The organism is Streptococcus suis, from assembly GCF_019794555.1.
In the GTDB taxonomy this organism is placed as follows: domain Bacteria; phylum Bacillota; class Bacilli; order Lactobacillales; family Streptococcaceae; genus Streptococcus; species Streptococcus suis_AB.
In genome coordinates this window covers 141,138-156,854 of record NZ_JAIMEP010000001.1, presented here as the reverse complement: position 1 = coordinate 156,854, position 15,717 = coordinate 141,138, and the positions used below count along the sequence as shown (strand labels likewise).

The window sequence follows — 15,717 nt, the reverse complement described above, 5'->3', positions numbered from 1 at the left end:
TCCTGATGCGGACGACTTTTCCAACCCCCCGATGATTTCCAGAACCCAAATCCTAGATACTTCAATTTGCTCGGTCTCACAATCTTGGTCTTGGTCATGTTGACTTTCAAACCTAATCGCTTTTCAATATAACGACTAATTGAATGCATCACACGTTTAGCCGCCGCCTCACTACCAACTGTGATGACGCAGTCATCTGCGTAGCGAACAAAGCGAAGTCCGCGATTTTCCAACTCTTTATCTAGCTCATTAAGCATGATATTGGACAGGAGCGGTGATAGGTTTCCTCCCTGTGGCGTTCCAACTAGTGTTTTATGCCGTTGGCCGTTGATGACTACACCTGAATGAAGGTACTTACGAATCAGAGATTCTGTATCCCCATCCTGGATAATGTTATGAACAAGCGACATCAGTCTATCTTGAGGAACGGTATCGAAAAACTTTTCGAGGTCTATGTCCACTATCCACTCATAACCGTCATTAAGGTATTCTAATAACTGGATAACGGCATGTTCACAGGACCGATTGGGTCTGAATCCGTAGCTCTTATCAGAGAAATAGGGTTCACAAATAGGACTAATGACTTGGACAATAGCTTGTTGTATCATTCTATCCATGACCGTTGGGATGCCAAGCTGGCGAACTTCGCCGTTAGGTTTAGGAATTTCAACTCGTAAAACGGGCTGTGGTTTGTACTTTCTCTGCTTTATGAGTTCTTTAGTTGACCGCCAGTGTTTGCGGAGATAGTCATCTATTTCGTCAATAGTTACGCCGTCAATTCCTGCTGAACCTTTATTGGCTCTAACTTGATTGTAAGCATCCAACATATTTGAACGTGATAGGATATTATCTAGTAACTGTGACATGTGCGTACTCCTTTCTTGTTTCGGTGTCTGTAGGATGTCTTATATTGGCGAACTTTCTTCTAGTCATTACGTGACTGCCTCCAGTTCTATCAGACCATTCTTTACAGACACAATCGAAGTAGGTATACTTCGGTTAATTGTTCAGCCCTTCGCTCCGTTTCCATTACAGAAACTTCATCACTACTATGGCTTTGGCTGACTTCTCATGGTTCGTTGTTACTACGTCTTATCGACGCCCATGAGACCTCACGGGATAAGTCGTACATCTTTCCTCGTTTACACTCGTGATTTACGCAAATAGGTTACGACTACCTTTTTGGACTTTAGTGTTGAAAGCCACCTTATCCGCTAAATACGCCTTTGTATCACGTTTCTGTTCGTAGTGCCACGATTTCGCTATCCCTTCCTCTCCCCGCTACCTCACGATAGTCAGGCTTGGGAGTCGCTATTGGGTTCACCGGTAGCGGGTGCCCACGGAGGACTTTCACCTCAGAGGTACGACATGCCCGTCGTACTTTCAAAACACCTATGACGGCCACCATAGGTGTTTTTCCTTGCTTAAGACAAGCATTCTATAATCCTGTCGCGTTGTTTATTTGAGTACATTTAAATGAACCTAATGATATTCTCACATTCGCCTACCCATACTTTACTGCTGCCCGTGCCTCGGTTCCTTATCTGAAAGCTGGTGCCTTTGACAATAGAAAGAATTAATAATTATTAAATAGCATCCATTCCTATTCTGAAGATGGGGAGAAAATCAAAAGACCACAATAGGCATTTCTATTGGATAGAATGATCCCTTGTGGTTTTTTCTGTTATCCTAATTTACTCGCAGCTGCATGGTCAATAATCAACACTACATCGTTATGTTTTTGGAGAATACTTGCTGGAACCTCTTCCGTAACTTCTCCTTCGACCATAGCTTTAATCGCATCTGCCTTTTCTTCCCCATAAGCCATGAGGACAATGGTCTTGGCTGCCATAATATTGGCAATCCCCATTGAAATGGCTTGTTTTGGAACATCCTCTGAATGAGCAAAGAAACGAGCATTGGCTTCAATGGTTGATGGTGCCAAATCAACCACACGAGCAACAGCATCAAATGACGCTCCTGGTTCATTAAAACCGATATGACCGTTGCGACCAATTCCTAAAATTTGGAAATCTACCGGATGGTCTACCAAAATCTGATTGTAACGGGCAATTTCCTCGGTCAAGTCGTTTGCCAAGCCATTTGGTAAAAATGATTGTTTGAATGGTTTAGCATTGAAAAGATTCTCTTTCATAAAGTGAACATAAGACTGGTCACTGTCTTCACCCAGTCCCACGTACTCATCCAAATTGACAGAAGTCACATCAGAAAAGTCCAAATCTGACTCACGGATTATTCTATAGAACTCAAGCGGGCTAGAACCCGTTGCTAAACCAAGCACTTTTGCACCATTAGCCAACTTTTCTCTCAACAAATCTACAGCTAGTACCGCACCATCAACTTGATTGTTTACAACATGAATTTTCATATGATTCACCTCTTACCTATTTCTTATGTATATTATATGGTATATACCAATTTTTGTCAATTGATATATACCAATTCTTTCCGTTCAACCTCACGATTTACTAAAATTGTGATATAATGAATACATGACACAAGAATTATTGATCCTATTTTTTACAGGAATTGCTCTCTGTTTAATCAGTTATTTTATTCCAAAGCCAAAAAGTATAAAAATCATCCTAACGATGCTTGGTGTAATACTCATTCTATTCCCGTTTGCCCTATTGATGTATTTGATGGCTGTATTATTTTAGATTAAGGAGAGTATATGAATACTGCAGATTTTGATTTTGATTTACCAGAAGAACTGATTGCCCAAGTTCCGCTTGAGAAGCGTGACAGCTCCAAACTTCTCATCCTCGACCGCGAGAAGCACAGCATGGTTGATAGCCATTTTGACCATATTATTGACCAGCTTCACCCAGGTGATGCCCTTGTAATGAACAACACGCGCGTTTTGCCTGCCCGCCTCTACGGCTACAAGCCCGAAACAAACGGACATGTAGAACTTTTACTTTTGAAAAATACCCAAGGTGATCAGTGGGAGGTTCTTGCAAAACCAGCGAAGCGCTTGAAAGTCGGTACGACAGTTGCCTTTGGAGATGGACGTTTGACAGCTACCATTGTAGAGGAATTGGAACACGGAGGCCGAATCGTTGAGTTCACTTACGATGGAATCTTCTTAGAAGTCTTAGAAAGCCTCGGTGAAATGCCACTCCCTCCATATATTCATGAAAAATTGGAAGACCGCGAGCGCTACCAGACTGTTTATGCCAAAGAAAATGGTTCTGCCGCAGCTCCAACTGCCGGCCTCCATTTTACCCAGGAACTACTTGAAAAAATTGAAGCCAAAGGTGTGAAATTAGTCTATTTGACACTTCATGTTGGTCTCGGAACCTTCCGCCCAGTCTCTGTCGAAAACGTTGATGAGCATGAGATGCATTCAGAATTTTACAACCTAACCGCTGAAGCAGCTCAAACTCTCAATCAAGTCAAAGAAAATGGTGGACGTATCGTTGCGGTTGGAACCACTTCTATTCGCACGCTGGAAACCATTGGAAACAAATTTGATGGGCGTTTAGAAGCAGATTCTGGTTGGACAAATATTTTCATCAAACCAGGATATACCTTCCGAATTGTCGATGCATTTTCAACTAATTTCCATCTTCCAAAATCCACTTTGGTTATGCTTGTTTCAGCTTTTGCAGGTAGAGAATTTACCTTAGAAGCTTATAAACATGCTGTTGAAGAACGTTACCGCTTCTTTAGCTTTGGAGATGCAATGTTTATCCAATAAAACTTTTTAATTGAGGTCAACCCCATGAATAAGATTGAAAGTCGCCATAAATTAATCCTTTCCTTAATAAAAGAAAAAAACTTCACACACAACAAGAACTGCAAGAATTGCTGGAATTAAACGGAGTCACCGTTACCCAATCAACCTTGTCTCGTGATATCAAATTATTAAATTTAGTAAAGGTCAATGAAGATGCCTCCTCTTATTACATGGTCAACCCGATCGTACCAACCCGTTGGGAAAAACGCCTCCGTCTGTATATGGAAGATGCTCTCATTATGCTCAAACCAGTACAGCACCAAGTTGTATTAAAAACACTTCCAGGACTGGCCAGCTCCTTTGGCTCAATTCTTGATGCCATGGAAATCCCTGAGATTGTCGCGACGCTTTGTGGCGACGATGTCTGTCTCATTATTTGCCACGATACTGAAGCAGCCTTAGCTTGTTTTGAACATCTTACTCAATTTACACCACCATTCTTTTTATCAAAGGAATAAGAAAAAATATCCTAGGTTACAAGATTGCCTAGGATATTTTGTTTTCCGAAAAAACACCTCGTATTTTTCAACACGAGATGCTTTACAGTTTATTGCATTTCTCCAGCTAAGCGATAGACTGCTTCTGCGTAGATATCCATCGTTTTATCTAAATCCTTCAACGGCATCCGTTCATTTTCCTGATGCTCGGTTTGCTCCGTATCTGGGAAACAGGCTCCAAAGGCCACACAGTTTTTCATAGTTCGAGCGAAGGTCGCACCACCTGATGAGATAGGCTGACTAAGGGTATCACCCGTTTTTTCTTGATAGACTGCCATTAAGGTCTGAACCAATTCACTGTCCAAAGGGACATATAAAGCTGGTAAGTAGTCAAATTCTTGATAGTCTAAACCATAAGTTGCTGCCTTTTCACTCAAGATATGCACCAAATGTTCCTTAATCGCAAGAACAGGAATCCGCATATCAATCCGAATTTCAGATTTTTTAGGCTGAATCGTGAGACCCGCAATATTGAAACTAAGGGTTCCAGAAGGTTCATCCGTGACATCGTCAAATAATCTGAAACCTGTTGCATCTTCCCCTACTGCATTGGCAATGAAATCAATCGCAGGATGACCAACAAATTTTTGGAGCGCAATGGCCAATCGAACGATCGCATTGATTCCCTCTGCAGCATCCTTGGCATGTTTTGAAATGCCTAAAACAATTACTCGATCATCATCCATTTCATAATCGAATCCTAATTGATCCAATTCAGCAACCAAACTGGCCAACAAATGCCCTGAATAACTAGCCTTTGCAGGCACAACATTATAAGCTGTTCCAGCCTCAATCGTTAAAATACGGTCTCCAGGACCAACAAGTTTTGCTTGTAACAGACCTTTTTCTGCATAGGTCAATGGGAAAGAAGAATCTGGTGCAAATCCCATCGTCGCAACTTCTTCTAATTGATTGTACCGATTCATACACCGCCATAAGGTTTCTTCGTCTGTTCCAAAGATAAACCGAATACGTTTGGTAAAAGTGACACCAGCATCCATTAAGGCCTTGACCGCAAATAAAGCTGCCATGGAAGGACCCTTATCATCTTGCACCCCTCGACCAACCAAATGGTCATTTTTTATGGTTGCTTCAAAAGGGGGAGTTTCCCAATTCGATAGGTCCCCAGCTGGAACGACATCTAAATGACAAAGAATTGCCAACAATTCATCCCCTTGACCGATTTGGGCATAACCATAATACCCTTCAGGATCGAGATAAGTTGAAAAACCCAGTTTTTCAGCCATGGATAGCGTGTATTCTAAAACATCTTGAATAGCTTGTCCAAAAGGAGTACTGGTCTGATGTTCTTGCAATACAGAGGGAAAGGCGACTAATGCTTGAATAGCCGCCACACAAGCTTGCTTGTGCTCCTCAGTAATAAATGAATGTTCCTTCATTGTCTCTCCTTTCATACACAATTTATGGATCGGAGTAAGACCTACCATTTTTTAAAAGAATGTTGCAATCACAAGAATGATGATAGATGCAACAATAATGGCTGCAATCAATTTTCCAACGAATTTATACCAGGTAGCAATATCCACGCGACCAAGTGCCAATGCTCCCATAACAATACCAGAGGTTGGAGCAACTAAATTCAATACACCAGAAGCTGCTTGGAAAGCAGTGATAATCAAATGTGCAGGTACATTTACAAACTCACCCAAAGGAGCCATGATACCCATAGAAGCACCTGCCAAGCCAGATGTTGATGGAATTAAGAAAGACATTGGAAGGTAGAATAGATAGGTCAAGACGATAAAGACTTGAGAAGAGAGTCCTTGGAGTCCCACTTCGCCCCAGTGTAGAATCGTTGCAGTAATCATACCATCATTCATAATCACTTGGATTCCACGCGCAACAGCACAAATCAAGGCAACACTAAGAAGATCCGCAGCACCATTCATGAAGGCCTTTACCAAGCGATCTTCACCCATACCATAAACGACACCAATCAATACACCTGCAGCAGCAAAGAGCATAGCACCTTCTGGGAAATACCACCAACCAAATGGATAGGTTGTAATACCAACAATTTGCCCTAGAACTGGGATTGAAATCAACCATTCTTTAATATCTGTAAAGAGTGTCACCCCTAAATCTTCCCATGGAATGAAACTCAAAATCATAAAGACAAAAGTAAGGAAGAAGAGAATCAATACACGTTTTTGTGCAGGAGTTAAGGTATCATTAACAGCCCGATCAGCTGTCACGTTGAAATGTTCCATATCTTCTGCCCTTTGTTTATAAACCAAGGATTTAGTTGGATCTTTCTTCACTTTTTCAGCATAATTAGCAACAAAGGCCATTCCCAAACCAAGGATAACAATAAAGAAGACAATCCGCCATATCATACCATCGGCAATGGATACCCCAGCTGTTGCGGAAGCCACACCAGTCGCAAATGGATTGACAGTTGAGGCTAAACAACCAATTTGAGAACCTAGTAGGATTATGGCAACCCCAGTAATACTATCGTACCCAACTGCCATCATAACAGGAATAATCAGCGGGAAGAAAGCCATTGTTTCTTCACCCATGCCATAGGTGGAACCACCTAAGCCAAAGAGAAACATAAGGACATAAATCAACCATTTTTCACGGCCCTTGAAGCGTTTCACGATGGAGGCAATCCCAACGTCTAAGGCACCTGTCTCATTTACAACTCCAAGAAAAGCACCAACCATCAAGATAAAGAAGGAAACATCAATGGCTGCAGATGTTGCACCGTGCCCTAGCATTGCCCGCACAGGAGCCATCAACACGTCCCAAATCCCTTGGGGATTTTGATCCACTGCTTCATAGGTACCTGTAATAAAATTACCGCCATCATCCACTTGATATTGGCCGGCAGGAATAATCCAAGTCATCACAGCCATAATGGCAATGATGATCATGAGGACAGTATATGAAGAAGGCATCTTAAAGCCTTTTTTTACTTTTTCACTCATTGTAAAAACCTCCCATAATATTTTTCAATGTATGGATACATAAAATGAATGTCAAACGGATACACAACTCTACTAGATACCATACGAACAGCTCTGGAAAAACCATGAAAATATTCATACATATTTCAAAAACATACTCCAGAATAACCAGTCTTCAATCTTGTCTTCTAGTTTGCATTTCGTACTCACTCAAAAAGTTTAGGAAATCTTTTAACACCCAAATATAGTAGGGATAAGATTGGTTTTAGTAGTTACAGTTTCCTTCACCAGTCTGTTTCTAATGACTGTCAAAAGTTGGAAGCTACTGACCAAAGCAAGTAGATTCATGAAGTACAGTTAAAGCAAGTTTATGATAGACAAACTGTCGGTATTTCCAGTAGAATCGTCAACTCAAGTATCCACCTACACACAATTGAAAGGTCCTTATGAACGGAAGGCAGGCTGGATGAGTGTTCGTCATCCTCAGTTACTCATAGGTAGATACTGATGAGGAATAAGCTAAAATGGAAGGAGAGTAAGAACGGAAAGAAATACTCTCCTGTCCTTGAATAGCAATCTGTTTGCTATTATCAATGTTTTGTAATGGTTGTGCCACTGTGCGACTCAATCAATGCTCCTAAATTTTCTAACGAGGTAATCACAGCCTTAGAGTTTGGCTTATGATTGACAAAAGCAATAGCTGCTTCTACTTTTGGTAACATGGAGCCAGGTGCAAATTCATTTTGACCAATATACTCTTCAAGCTCCGCAACGGTTACCTTTTCCAATTTCCTTTGATCTGGCTTGTTAAAACGAACATAGACATAATCCACGCCCGTTAAGATAATAAAGACATCTGCATCGACTAATTCAGCAAGACATTGTGATGCAAAGTCCTTATCAATTACAGCCTCGACGCCCACAAGGGTTCCATCTTCTTCTTGGATAACTGGTACACCACCTCCACCTGCTGCGACAACAATCTCCCCTGCATTTAGTAGAGTACGGATTGTGCCAATCTCTTTAATACCAATTGGCTTTGGAGAAGCCACTACTTTGCGCCAGCCCCGTCCAGCATCTTCTTTGAAAGTTGCACCAGTCTTTTGACTTTCCAACTCCGCTTCTTCTTTGGTATAGAATGGACCAATGGGTTTTGATAAGTTTTCAAATGCAGGATCATTTTTATCTACAATTACTTGTGTGACAACAGAGACAACACCTTTATCAATACCTTCTTTGGCTAATTCATTTTCAAGAGCATTTTGTAACCAGAAACCGATTGATCCTTCGGTCATAGCGACCAAACTGTCTAATGGGAAGGCTGGATTTTTTTCAGAGTTAGCTGCTAAGTTTTGCAATAATAAATTCCCAACTTGCGGACCATTACCATGAGTGATAATCAAATCATCCCCATTTTTGATCAGTTTGACAAGGTGCTTAGCAGTCTGTACCAGGGCAGCTTTTTGGGCTTTGGCTGATGGATCTGACGTTAAAATGGCATTTCCTCCCAAAGCAACAACAATTTTACGATGAGTCATATTGATTTTCTTCCCTCCTTTCTATAAAGAAATCGCTTACATTTCTGATTTTCAAACTGGGGACAGGGTCAAAATTGAATCCGGTCCCCATACATGATGACTTCACTGACCATTTAATACTCTTCGAAAATCAAAATTATCCGTTGTCAACTTGCCTTGATGAACTCCAGTTCTATCTTCGACATCGTTTCCTAGGCTACTTTTGATTTTCATTGAGTATAAGCTACACACGTGGTACAAATGGATCCCCTAAAGTAGCTGCCATCACTGCTTTAATGGTATGCATGCGATTTTCAGCTTGGTCAAAATGGCGAGCATATTTGCTACGGAATACTTCATCCGTTACTTCCATTTCTTCTACACCAAATTTTTCAGCAACATCTTTACCATATACAGTATTAGTATCATGGAAGGCTGGCAAGCAGTGCAAGAAAATCAGATTCTCATTTTCTGCTTTTTTCACCAAATCCATGTTTACTTGATATGGTTTTAATAATTTCACACGTTCTTCAAATTTAGATTCTTCACCCATTGATACCCAAACGTCTGTATAGAGGACATCTGCACCTTTAACAGCCTCGTCAGCATTGTCCGTAATCAATACACGCGCACCAGATTCTTTAGCAAATCCTTCTGCAAGTGCTACCACTGTTTCGTCTGGGAAGAGTTCTTTTGGTGAGAAGATGTGCACATTGACACCAAGAATAGCCCCTGTTACCAAGAGAGAATTCGCCACATTGTTTCGTCCGTCACCACAGTATACCAAGGTCAATCCTTCTAACTTGCCAAAGTTTTCTTTCACAGTCAGATAGTCAGCCAACATTTGAGTCGGGTGCCATGCATCTGTCAAACCATTCCATACAGGAACACCTGAAAATTCGGCCAATTCTTCCACCATCTTTTGGCTGAAACCACGGAACTCAATCCCATCGAACATACGTCCCAATACCTTAGCTGTATCTTCTGTGGATTCTTTTTTACCAAGCTGGATATCATTAGCGCCTAGATATTCAGGGTGTGCACCCAAGTCAATCGCCGCAACAGTAAACGCAGCACGTGTACGAGTGGATGTTTTTTCAAATAAGAGAGCAATATTTTTACCTTCTAAATAGCGATGAGGGATATTGCGCTTTTTCAAATCCTTTAAGTGAGCCGCAAAATCAATCAACCATTCTAATTCAGCGCGAGTGAAATCTTTTTCCGCTAAAAAATGTCTGCCTTTAAAAATGTTTGTCATTATCCTTCTCCTCTTCTTTACCTTAAATTTTTGGTCAGAGTCTGACACCATTCACCATCTTCTAAATAGATTTCGGAAGTTGGCTGATAACCCAGCATCTCATAAAATGTTTTAGCTGTCAACTCAGAATGTATATTTATACATAAAACATTCGTGTTTTTGGCATATTCTTCCAATTTTTGGATAATTTCCCGAGCATATCCCTTCCCACGGTGTGGAGCCAGGGTAGCAATCCGAGTCAATCTTGCAGATCCAGATTCTGTTGGTAAGAAACGGCCGGTAGAAACTGGCTCGCCATGAACTTGTAGATTGGCATAGACACGTCCAACTTCGTCATATTGATCAAACTCATCTTCTCGTGCGATGGATTTTTCCATTACAAAGACACGATATCTTACGTACACAGAACATGCACGATGCCAAGGCTCACTTCCAATAACCAGTTCAATATCTGGTTCATTCATTTAGATATCCTCTCTGACAAAAGGCATAGACATGCAACGTGGTCCACCACGACCCCGAACTAATTCACTACCGCTAATCTTGATTAACCGAAGACCTTTTGATTCTAGGATGGCATTGGTAATGGTATTTCGTTTGTACACAACGACAACCCCTGGTGCGATGGTCAAGGTATTGGAACCATCGTTCCATTGTTCCCGACCAGCAGCTACAATATTTTCCCCACCACAACGAATCAAGTCAACTTTTTCAACGCCTAAGTTTGCAGCTAATAATTCAGCCAAATCACCATGTTCTTCTTCAATATGAAGCTCTTCATTTTCATAAGTAACGGAGAAGACACGCAAGCTACCTTCAATTTCTGGGTGAATGGTAAATTTATCATAATCTACCATGGTGAAAACAGTGTCCAAATGCATGAATTTTCGACTATTGGCAAATTCAAATGCAAGGACCTTCTTAAAGCCAACGCCTCTTTCAAATATGTTAATGAGGAGTTTTTCAATGGAAGCTGCGTCTGTCCGTTGAGAGATCCCAACCGCAAGCACATCCTTGGATAAAATCAGCTCATCGCCACCCTCAATACGTGTGGTTTCATTTCTGTTATATACCAGCGGAACCTTGCCACCATAGACTGGGTGGTAGGTAAAAATATACTTACCATAAATGGTTTCACGGTTGCGGGTTTCTGAATACATGTGGTTAAGCGATACCGCATTCCCTATTGTTGCGAAAGGATCCCGTGTAAAATACAGGTTTGGCATCGGATCGATTGCAAATGGGTACGATGATTCAACAAGATCTGTTAACCCTTTTTCTTCAATGTCATCTGATGGCAATTCAGCTTTTTGAATACCTGCCATAGTCTTTTCAATTAGCTCTTTATTGTCCTCAATTGCAAGTAAGAGTTTCCGAATGGCTTTTCTACACATCCGACCACGAATGTTGGCCTCTTCTAAGTATTCATCAATAAATTGTTCACGAATTTCTGGACTAGTCAGTGATTCCGCCGCCAACTGTTCCAAATATAACACTTCTACGCCTTCATCTCGAAGAGCTTGCGCAAAGGCATCATGCTCTTTTTGCGCGTCTTCTAAGAAAGGAATATCATCAAATAACAACCGTTCAAGATGATCAGGCATCAAATTTTCAATTTCTTTACCTGGTCGATGGAGCATAACCGTTTTTAGTTTCCCGATTTCTGAAAATACATGAATTGGACTTTGTGACATCAGAGCCCCCTCCTTTGATATTTTTTCTTGGCTGGGAAAGGTGGAGGACCGTACGCTTTCCTTCATTCCCTTTCCACTTTATATCTGTAGTGTATCAAAGGATCTTTGTTTGGAAGTGAAATTTTTGGCATCAATTTTGCGAAATTCATCTCATTTTATCCATTATTTTTGGGTATTCTTCAAAAAATTACGAAAATATTCGCATATTTACAATTTCTATATTATCATATGCATTTTTATTTTTTATCAAAAAATAAGATAATCAAATGACTTAGCTTTCAAATAAGGGATAGAAGTGCAGAGCCGAAAGTGACGAGGCTTCAAAACCATTAAAAGTGATGATGCTCTTCATTCAACACTTACACCTCTATTCCAATCAATGGAATAAAAAACAGAAACATCAATGTGTTTCTGTCAAATTCTCTAAGAAAAAGGTGGTATCTAAATAGGTTAATTTTTTATGGCAATAAGTAATTTTTTCTTCACTAATCAGCTGTTTTAGCACATGACTAACTGTTTCTCGTGTCGTTGCTGCCAATTGAGATAGCTCCAAGATATGGATTTCAAATGGCAAGGATGATAGGTGATTCCGTTGACACATATCCCAATAAAGCAAGGCAAGAACTTGAATCACCCGCTCAGTTGCCTTGGATTGGAGGGCATTTCGCAAGCGTAACTCCTGAAAGTGTAAAACACGGGATAGTTTTTTACAAATATAGACAAGCTGCCTTGGATTGACCATCGAGAGAGATTCAAATAAGTCCATGGGAATGATGAAACATTCTACATCTGTAATCGCAATTGCTGTGTAAAAATAGTCCTTATCTTGAAACATCCCGCCAAAAGGAAAGGCACTGTCTTCCCGAATGTAGTCAAGATAGGTAAAGGTATCCGTCTCATCGTACTGTTCAATACGGGCATAACCACGAGACAAGACAAAAAAGTAATCTCTTGGGTCCTGTGCATAAAAAATGACCTGTCCCTTAGCAATCTTTCTAAAACGGATATGCCTCGCTAACTGATCAAAAGCTTCTCTGGTAAGTTGTGCAAATGTCTGATGTGTTTTGAGATAATCATACTGTTCATTACTAATCATTCAGAAACCTCCAATCACGACAATCTTCTATGTATATTTTACCATACCGAATCGATAAAATCTAACATTTATGGAAGCGGATACAAAATCGCTGCACACAAAAAAATAATCACCTACTGCCACAGCTCCTTACTCGATGAGAACTGAAACAGAGCAGGAAGTGATTATTCACAACAACACCTATAATTCTTCTGCAATTTTATTTAACTTACGTAAACGATGGTTAACACCACTCTTGGTAATGGGCTGTGACAGGCTTTCAGCTAACTGCTGGATCGAATAATCAGGATGTTGAATGCGCAATTGAGCAATTTCTTGTAAATCACCTGACAGCTGGTCTATACCGATTGTATCCATTATTTTAATAATATTATTAATGGTTTTCATGCTAGCAGTGACTGTCTTGGCAATATTGGCCGCTTCAGCATTAGTAGCACGATTTAAATCATTCCGGGCTTCCCGTAACAATTTCACGTTTTCAAACTCAGTCTTTGCATCTTCTGCCCCAATCACCAAAAGGAAGTCCATAATATCTTCTGCCCGTTGCAAGTAGGTAATAGTTCCCTTCGACCGCTCTATAACCTTTGCATCCAATAGAAATTTCTGCATCAAATTGGCCAAGTCATAGGCATGATCACTATAGACAGAGGCAATTTCCAATTGGTATTTGCCTTTTTCAGGATCCTTTACAGAACCACTTGCTAAAAAAGCTCCACGTAAATAAGCCTGACTCCACGAATCATTTTCCAAAACTCTTGGTGAAATCCCTGTATCCAAACCAAAAAAACTGTCAGCCAGATGGAGATCATTGAGAATCTCGTTGACCCCATCTTGCACAAAAACCGAATAAACACGATTTTTCTTTAAATTTGACTTTTGATGATGCCGAATTTCTGCTTTTATCTGGTAAAAGTGAAAGAAGAGTTCATAGATATGACGCGCAATCTTGGCGTTTTCAGTGCTAATCGAAAGAGTCAGCCCTGAAGAAGCAAGACCAAGACTACCGGCTAACTTGATAATGGCTGACAGTTCACTTTTATTTTGATTGGATTGAAGCAGTAATTCTTCTTTAACCTGCACAGTGAAACTCATGTTCGCACCTGCAAAATGTTAAATAGCTCTTCCACGACTAAATCCCCATCGTGGAAGGCACCACCATTTTCTAGTTTCAAAAAGTTGGAAGAAATGATGCGACAGCCCTGGTCCTGTAAGCCTCGAAAATCATGCTTAACTTGCACCAAATACTCATCAAAATCATGGGTATTCATGTATTCTTGAGGAACGGGTTCAATATTCACAAGAACAGTATCAACAAATTGACTGGCCAAATGAGCATTCAATACACTGACGTGATTAGCATCTGTAAATGATTCTGTTTCGCCCCGCTGTGTCATGATGTTACAAATATAGACGACTTGAGCTTCTGTCTCACAAAGTGCCTTACCAATATCTGGAATCATGATATTAGGTAAGATAGAGGTATACAGAGAGCCTGGTCCTAAAACAACCAAGTCGCTGTCCATAATCGATTGTACTACTTGACGGCTGGCTTTCGGCTCCTCATCATTATATGTATTGGTCACGTAAACATGCCCTATCATACCCTTGTAGTTAGCAATGTTACTTTCACCAACCACTTCTGTCCCATCTGTAAAAACAGCATGTAGGGTTAAAGGCGTTTCACTAGACGGATAGATACGACCAGTCGTATGAAAGAAGCGTGTCAATAAACGCATGGCATCATATGTAGATCCTTGCATTTCAGAAATACCCGCAATAATCAAGTTTCCCAGAGGATGACCAGCCAAGGGGCCATCCGATTCAGCAAATCGATACTGAAAAATCTTTTCATAAAGCTTTGGCATATCCGACATGGCTAACAACACATTTCGCAAGTCACCCGGAGGAGTAACCTGTAAGGCCTGACGAATCTCGCCTGACGAACCTCCATCATCAGCAACAGTCACTATCGCTGTGATATCGGCATCCTTGGCACGAAGGCTCTTCAAAATCACAGGAATCCCCGTTCCGCCTCCAATCACTGTAATCTTTGGTTTTCTCATGAGCGGTTGACCGTTTCCTTCCGTCTATCCTTGTCGCGATGACTACGGTTGACAATCCAGTTTCTCTCTAAATCATCTGCAAGACGTTTGGCAAATGCTACACTTCTATGTTGACCGCCCGTGCACCCAATAGCGATTGTTAACACAGATTTTCCTTCCTTCTGATAACCAGGCAGAATTGGTTCAATCAAACCAAGCAAATGCTTGTAAAACTCTTCTGATTCCGCATGACCCATCACGTAGTCATAAACAGGTTGATCTAATCCGGTCATTTGCCTTAATTCCAATTTATAATACGGATTTGGCAAGAAACGAACATCAAAAACCAAGTCCGCATCTAAAGGCAGGCCATATTTAAAGCCAAAGGACATCACTTCGATACGAAAAGATGGCTGATTATCTTGACTAGCAAATTGCTCTGAAATGGCTTTCCGTAAATTTCGTGGAGTCAATTCAGAAGTATCAATCACATTCTGGCTCATATTTTTCAATGGTGCCAAGAGTTCACGTTCAAGCTGAATACCATCCAATACGCGACCATCAGCTGCCAATGGATGTGACCTTCGAGTTTCTTTGTAACGAGCTACTAATTCATTATCAGTCGCATCCAAAAATAGCACCTTAAAGTCTAGATCCTCAGCACCTTCAATCTCATCGAGCACTTCTCGAATCTCAGAGAAGAAAGATCGACTACGCATATCCACCACCAAAGCGATCTTGTTATTATCCTGACTATGACGAATTAATTCTAAAAATTTTGGTAAAAGTGTCGGTGGCATATTATCAATGGTAAAATAACCCAAATCCTCAAAGGACTGGATAGCTACCGTTTTACCAGCTCCTGACATCCCTGTCACAATGACCAAATGGAGTTTGTCTGACATGGCAGTCCCTCC

General features: G+C 40.8%; 14 protein-coding genes and 1 pseudogene. 3 read left to right on the top strand and 12 right to left on the bottom strand.

Going from position 1 to position 15,717, the window contains the following annotated elements; all coding sequences use genetic code 11:
* Together ltrA and K6V48_RS00800 are read right to left on the bottom strand one after the other, a co-directional pair.
* The coding region (gene ltrA / locus K6V48_RS00805) for a group II intron reverse transcriptase/maturase (RefSeq protein ID WP_222367281.1) at window positions 1-866 on the bottom strand (866 nt) is incomplete at its 3' end.
* Between the two features lie 818 nt (window positions 867-1,684).
* Window positions 1,685-2,389, bottom strand: coding sequence for a glucosamine-6-phosphate deaminase (locus K6V48_RS00800; protein ID WP_172038677.1), 705 nt, complete (start codon window positions 2,387-2,389; stop codon window positions 1,685-1,687).
* 124 nt (window positions 2,390-2,513) lie between these two features.
* Here K6V48_RS00800 and K6V48_RS00795 point away from each other — a divergent pair, with 124 nt between their 5' ends.
* From K6V48_RS00795 to K6V48_RS00785, 3 genes and pseudogenes are all read left to right on the top strand, one after another.
* Window positions 2,514-2,681: a hypothetical protein gene (locus K6V48_RS00795; RefSeq protein ID WP_172038678.1), complete on the top strand. Its 168-nt coding sequence runs from the start codon at window positions 2,514-2,516 to the stop codon at window positions 2,679-2,681.
* Window positions 2,682-2,695: 14 nt separating this feature from the next.
* A complete protein-coding gene (queA, locus tag K6V48_RS00790) occupies window positions 2,696-3,724 on the top strand; it encodes a tRNA preQ1(34) S-adenosylmethionine ribosyltransferase-isomerase QueA (protein WP_171989752.1) in 1,029 nt (342 codons plus the stop codon).
* 24 nt (window positions 3,725-3,748) lie between these two features.
* Window positions 3,749-4,221, top strand: a pseudogene (locus K6V48_RS00785) (arginine repressor).
* 89 nt (window positions 4,222-4,310) lie between these two features.
* On the opposite strand, the gene K6V48_RS00780 reads toward K6V48_RS00785, so the two are convergent.
* The 10 genes from K6V48_RS00780 to rapZ form a co-directional block, all read right to left on the bottom strand.
* Window positions 4,311-5,660, bottom strand: a complete 1,350-nt coding sequence (locus K6V48_RS00780; protein WP_222367279.1) for a dipeptidase — start codon at window positions 5,658-5,660, stop codon at window positions 4,311-4,313.
* 51 nt (window positions 5,661-5,711) lie between these two features.
* Window positions 5,712-7,214, bottom strand: a complete 1,503-nt coding sequence (locus K6V48_RS00775) for a YfcC family protein (protein ID WP_172017291.1) — start codon at window positions 7,212-7,214, stop codon at window positions 5,712-5,714.
* Between the two features lie 569 nt (window positions 7,215-7,783).
* A complete protein-coding gene (gene arcC / locus K6V48_RS00770; RefSeq protein WP_172071491.1) occupies window positions 7,784-8,731 on the bottom strand; it encodes a carbamate kinase in 948 nt (315 codons plus the stop codon).
* A gap of 223 nt (window positions 8,732-8,954) precedes the next feature.
* Window positions 8,955-9,968, bottom strand: coding sequence for an ornithine carbamoyltransferase (gene argF / locus K6V48_RS00765; RefSeq protein ID WP_024391973.1), 1,014 nt, complete (start codon window positions 9,966-9,968; stop codon window positions 8,955-8,957).
* Between the two features lie 17 nt (window positions 9,969-9,985).
* Window positions 9,986-10,432, bottom strand: coding sequence for a GNAT family N-acetyltransferase (locus tag K6V48_RS00760; protein ID WP_222367277.1), 447 nt, complete (start codon window positions 10,430-10,432; stop codon window positions 9,986-9,988).
* Window positions 10,433-11,665, bottom strand: a complete 1,233-nt coding sequence (gene arcA / locus K6V48_RS00755) for an arginine deiminase (RefSeq protein ID WP_161942967.1) — start codon at window positions 11,663-11,665, stop codon at window positions 10,433-10,435.
* Between the two features lie 397 nt (window positions 11,666-12,062).
* The gene (locus K6V48_RS00750; protein WP_024391976.1) at window positions 12,063-12,758 is read right to left on the bottom strand and encodes a Crp/Fnr family transcriptional regulator; all 696 of its coding nucleotides are present in this window, start codon (window positions 12,756-12,758) and stop codon (window positions 12,063-12,065) included.
* Between the two features lie 180 nt (window positions 12,759-12,938).
* Complete coding sequence (whiA, locus tag K6V48_RS00745; RefSeq protein ID WP_172038685.1) at window positions 12,939-13,850, bottom strand: DNA-binding protein WhiA; 912 nt, start codon at window positions 13,848-13,850, stop codon at window positions 12,939-12,941.
* On the bottom strand, window positions 13,847-14,821 hold the full coding sequence (locus tag K6V48_RS00740) for a gluconeogenesis factor YvcK family protein (RefSeq protein WP_222367274.1): 975 nt from the start codon (window positions 14,819-14,821) through the stop codon (window positions 13,847-13,849). The genes whiA and K6V48_RS00740 overlap by 4 nt, the downstream gene beginning before the upstream one ends.
* Window positions 14,818-15,705, bottom strand: coding sequence for an RNase adapter RapZ (rapZ, locus tag K6V48_RS00735; protein ID WP_172017302.1), 888 nt, complete (start codon window positions 15,703-15,705; stop codon window positions 14,818-14,820). Before rapZ ends, K6V48_RS00740 begins: the two co-directional genes overlap by 4 nt.
* Between the last annotated feature and the right edge of the window lie 12 nt (window positions 15,706-15,717).

Coding starts and splice junctions, on each gene's coding strand:
- K6V48_RS00800 (WP_172038677.1), bottom strand. CDS start 2,389: ATGAAAATTCATGTTGTAAACAATCAAGTTGATGGTGCGGTACTAGCT.
- K6V48_RS00795 (WP_172038678.1), top strand. CDS start 2,514: ATGACACAAGAATTATTGATCCTATTTTTTACAGGAATTGCTCTCTGT.
- queA (WP_171989752.1), top strand. CDS start 2,696: ATGAATACTGCAGATTTTGATTTTGATTTACCAGAAGAACTGATTGCC.
- K6V48_RS00780 (WP_222367279.1), bottom strand. CDS start 5,660: ATGAAGGAACATTCATTTATTACTGAGGAGCACAAGCAAGCTTGTGTG.
- K6V48_RS00775 (WP_172017291.1), bottom strand. CDS start 7,214: ATGAGTGAAAAAGTAAAAAAAGGCTTTAAGATGCCTTCTTCATATACT.
- arcC (WP_172071491.1), bottom strand. CDS start 8,731: ATGACTCATCGTAAAATTGTTGTTGCTTTGGGAGGAAATGCCATTTTA.
- argF (WP_024391973.1), bottom strand. CDS start 9,968: ATGACAAACATTTTTAAAGGCAGACATTTTTTAGCGGAAAAAGATTTC.
- K6V48_RS00760 (WP_222367277.1), bottom strand. CDS start 10,432: ATGAATGAACCAGATATTGAACTGGTTATTGGAAGTGAGCCTTGGCAT.
- K6V48_RS00750 (WP_024391976.1), bottom strand. CDS start 12,758: ATGATTAGTAATGAACAGTATGATTATCTCAAAACACATCAGACATTT.
- whiA (WP_172038685.1), bottom strand. CDS start 13,850: ATGAGTTTCACTGTGCAGGTTAAAGAAGAATTACTGCTTCAATCCAAT.
- K6V48_RS00740 (WP_222367274.1), bottom strand. CDS start 14,821: ATGAGAAAACCAAAGATTACAGTGATTGGAGGCGGAACGGGGATTCCT.
- rapZ (WP_172017302.1), bottom strand. CDS start 15,705: ATGTCAGACAAACTCCATTTGGTCATTGTGACAGGGATGTCAGGAGCT.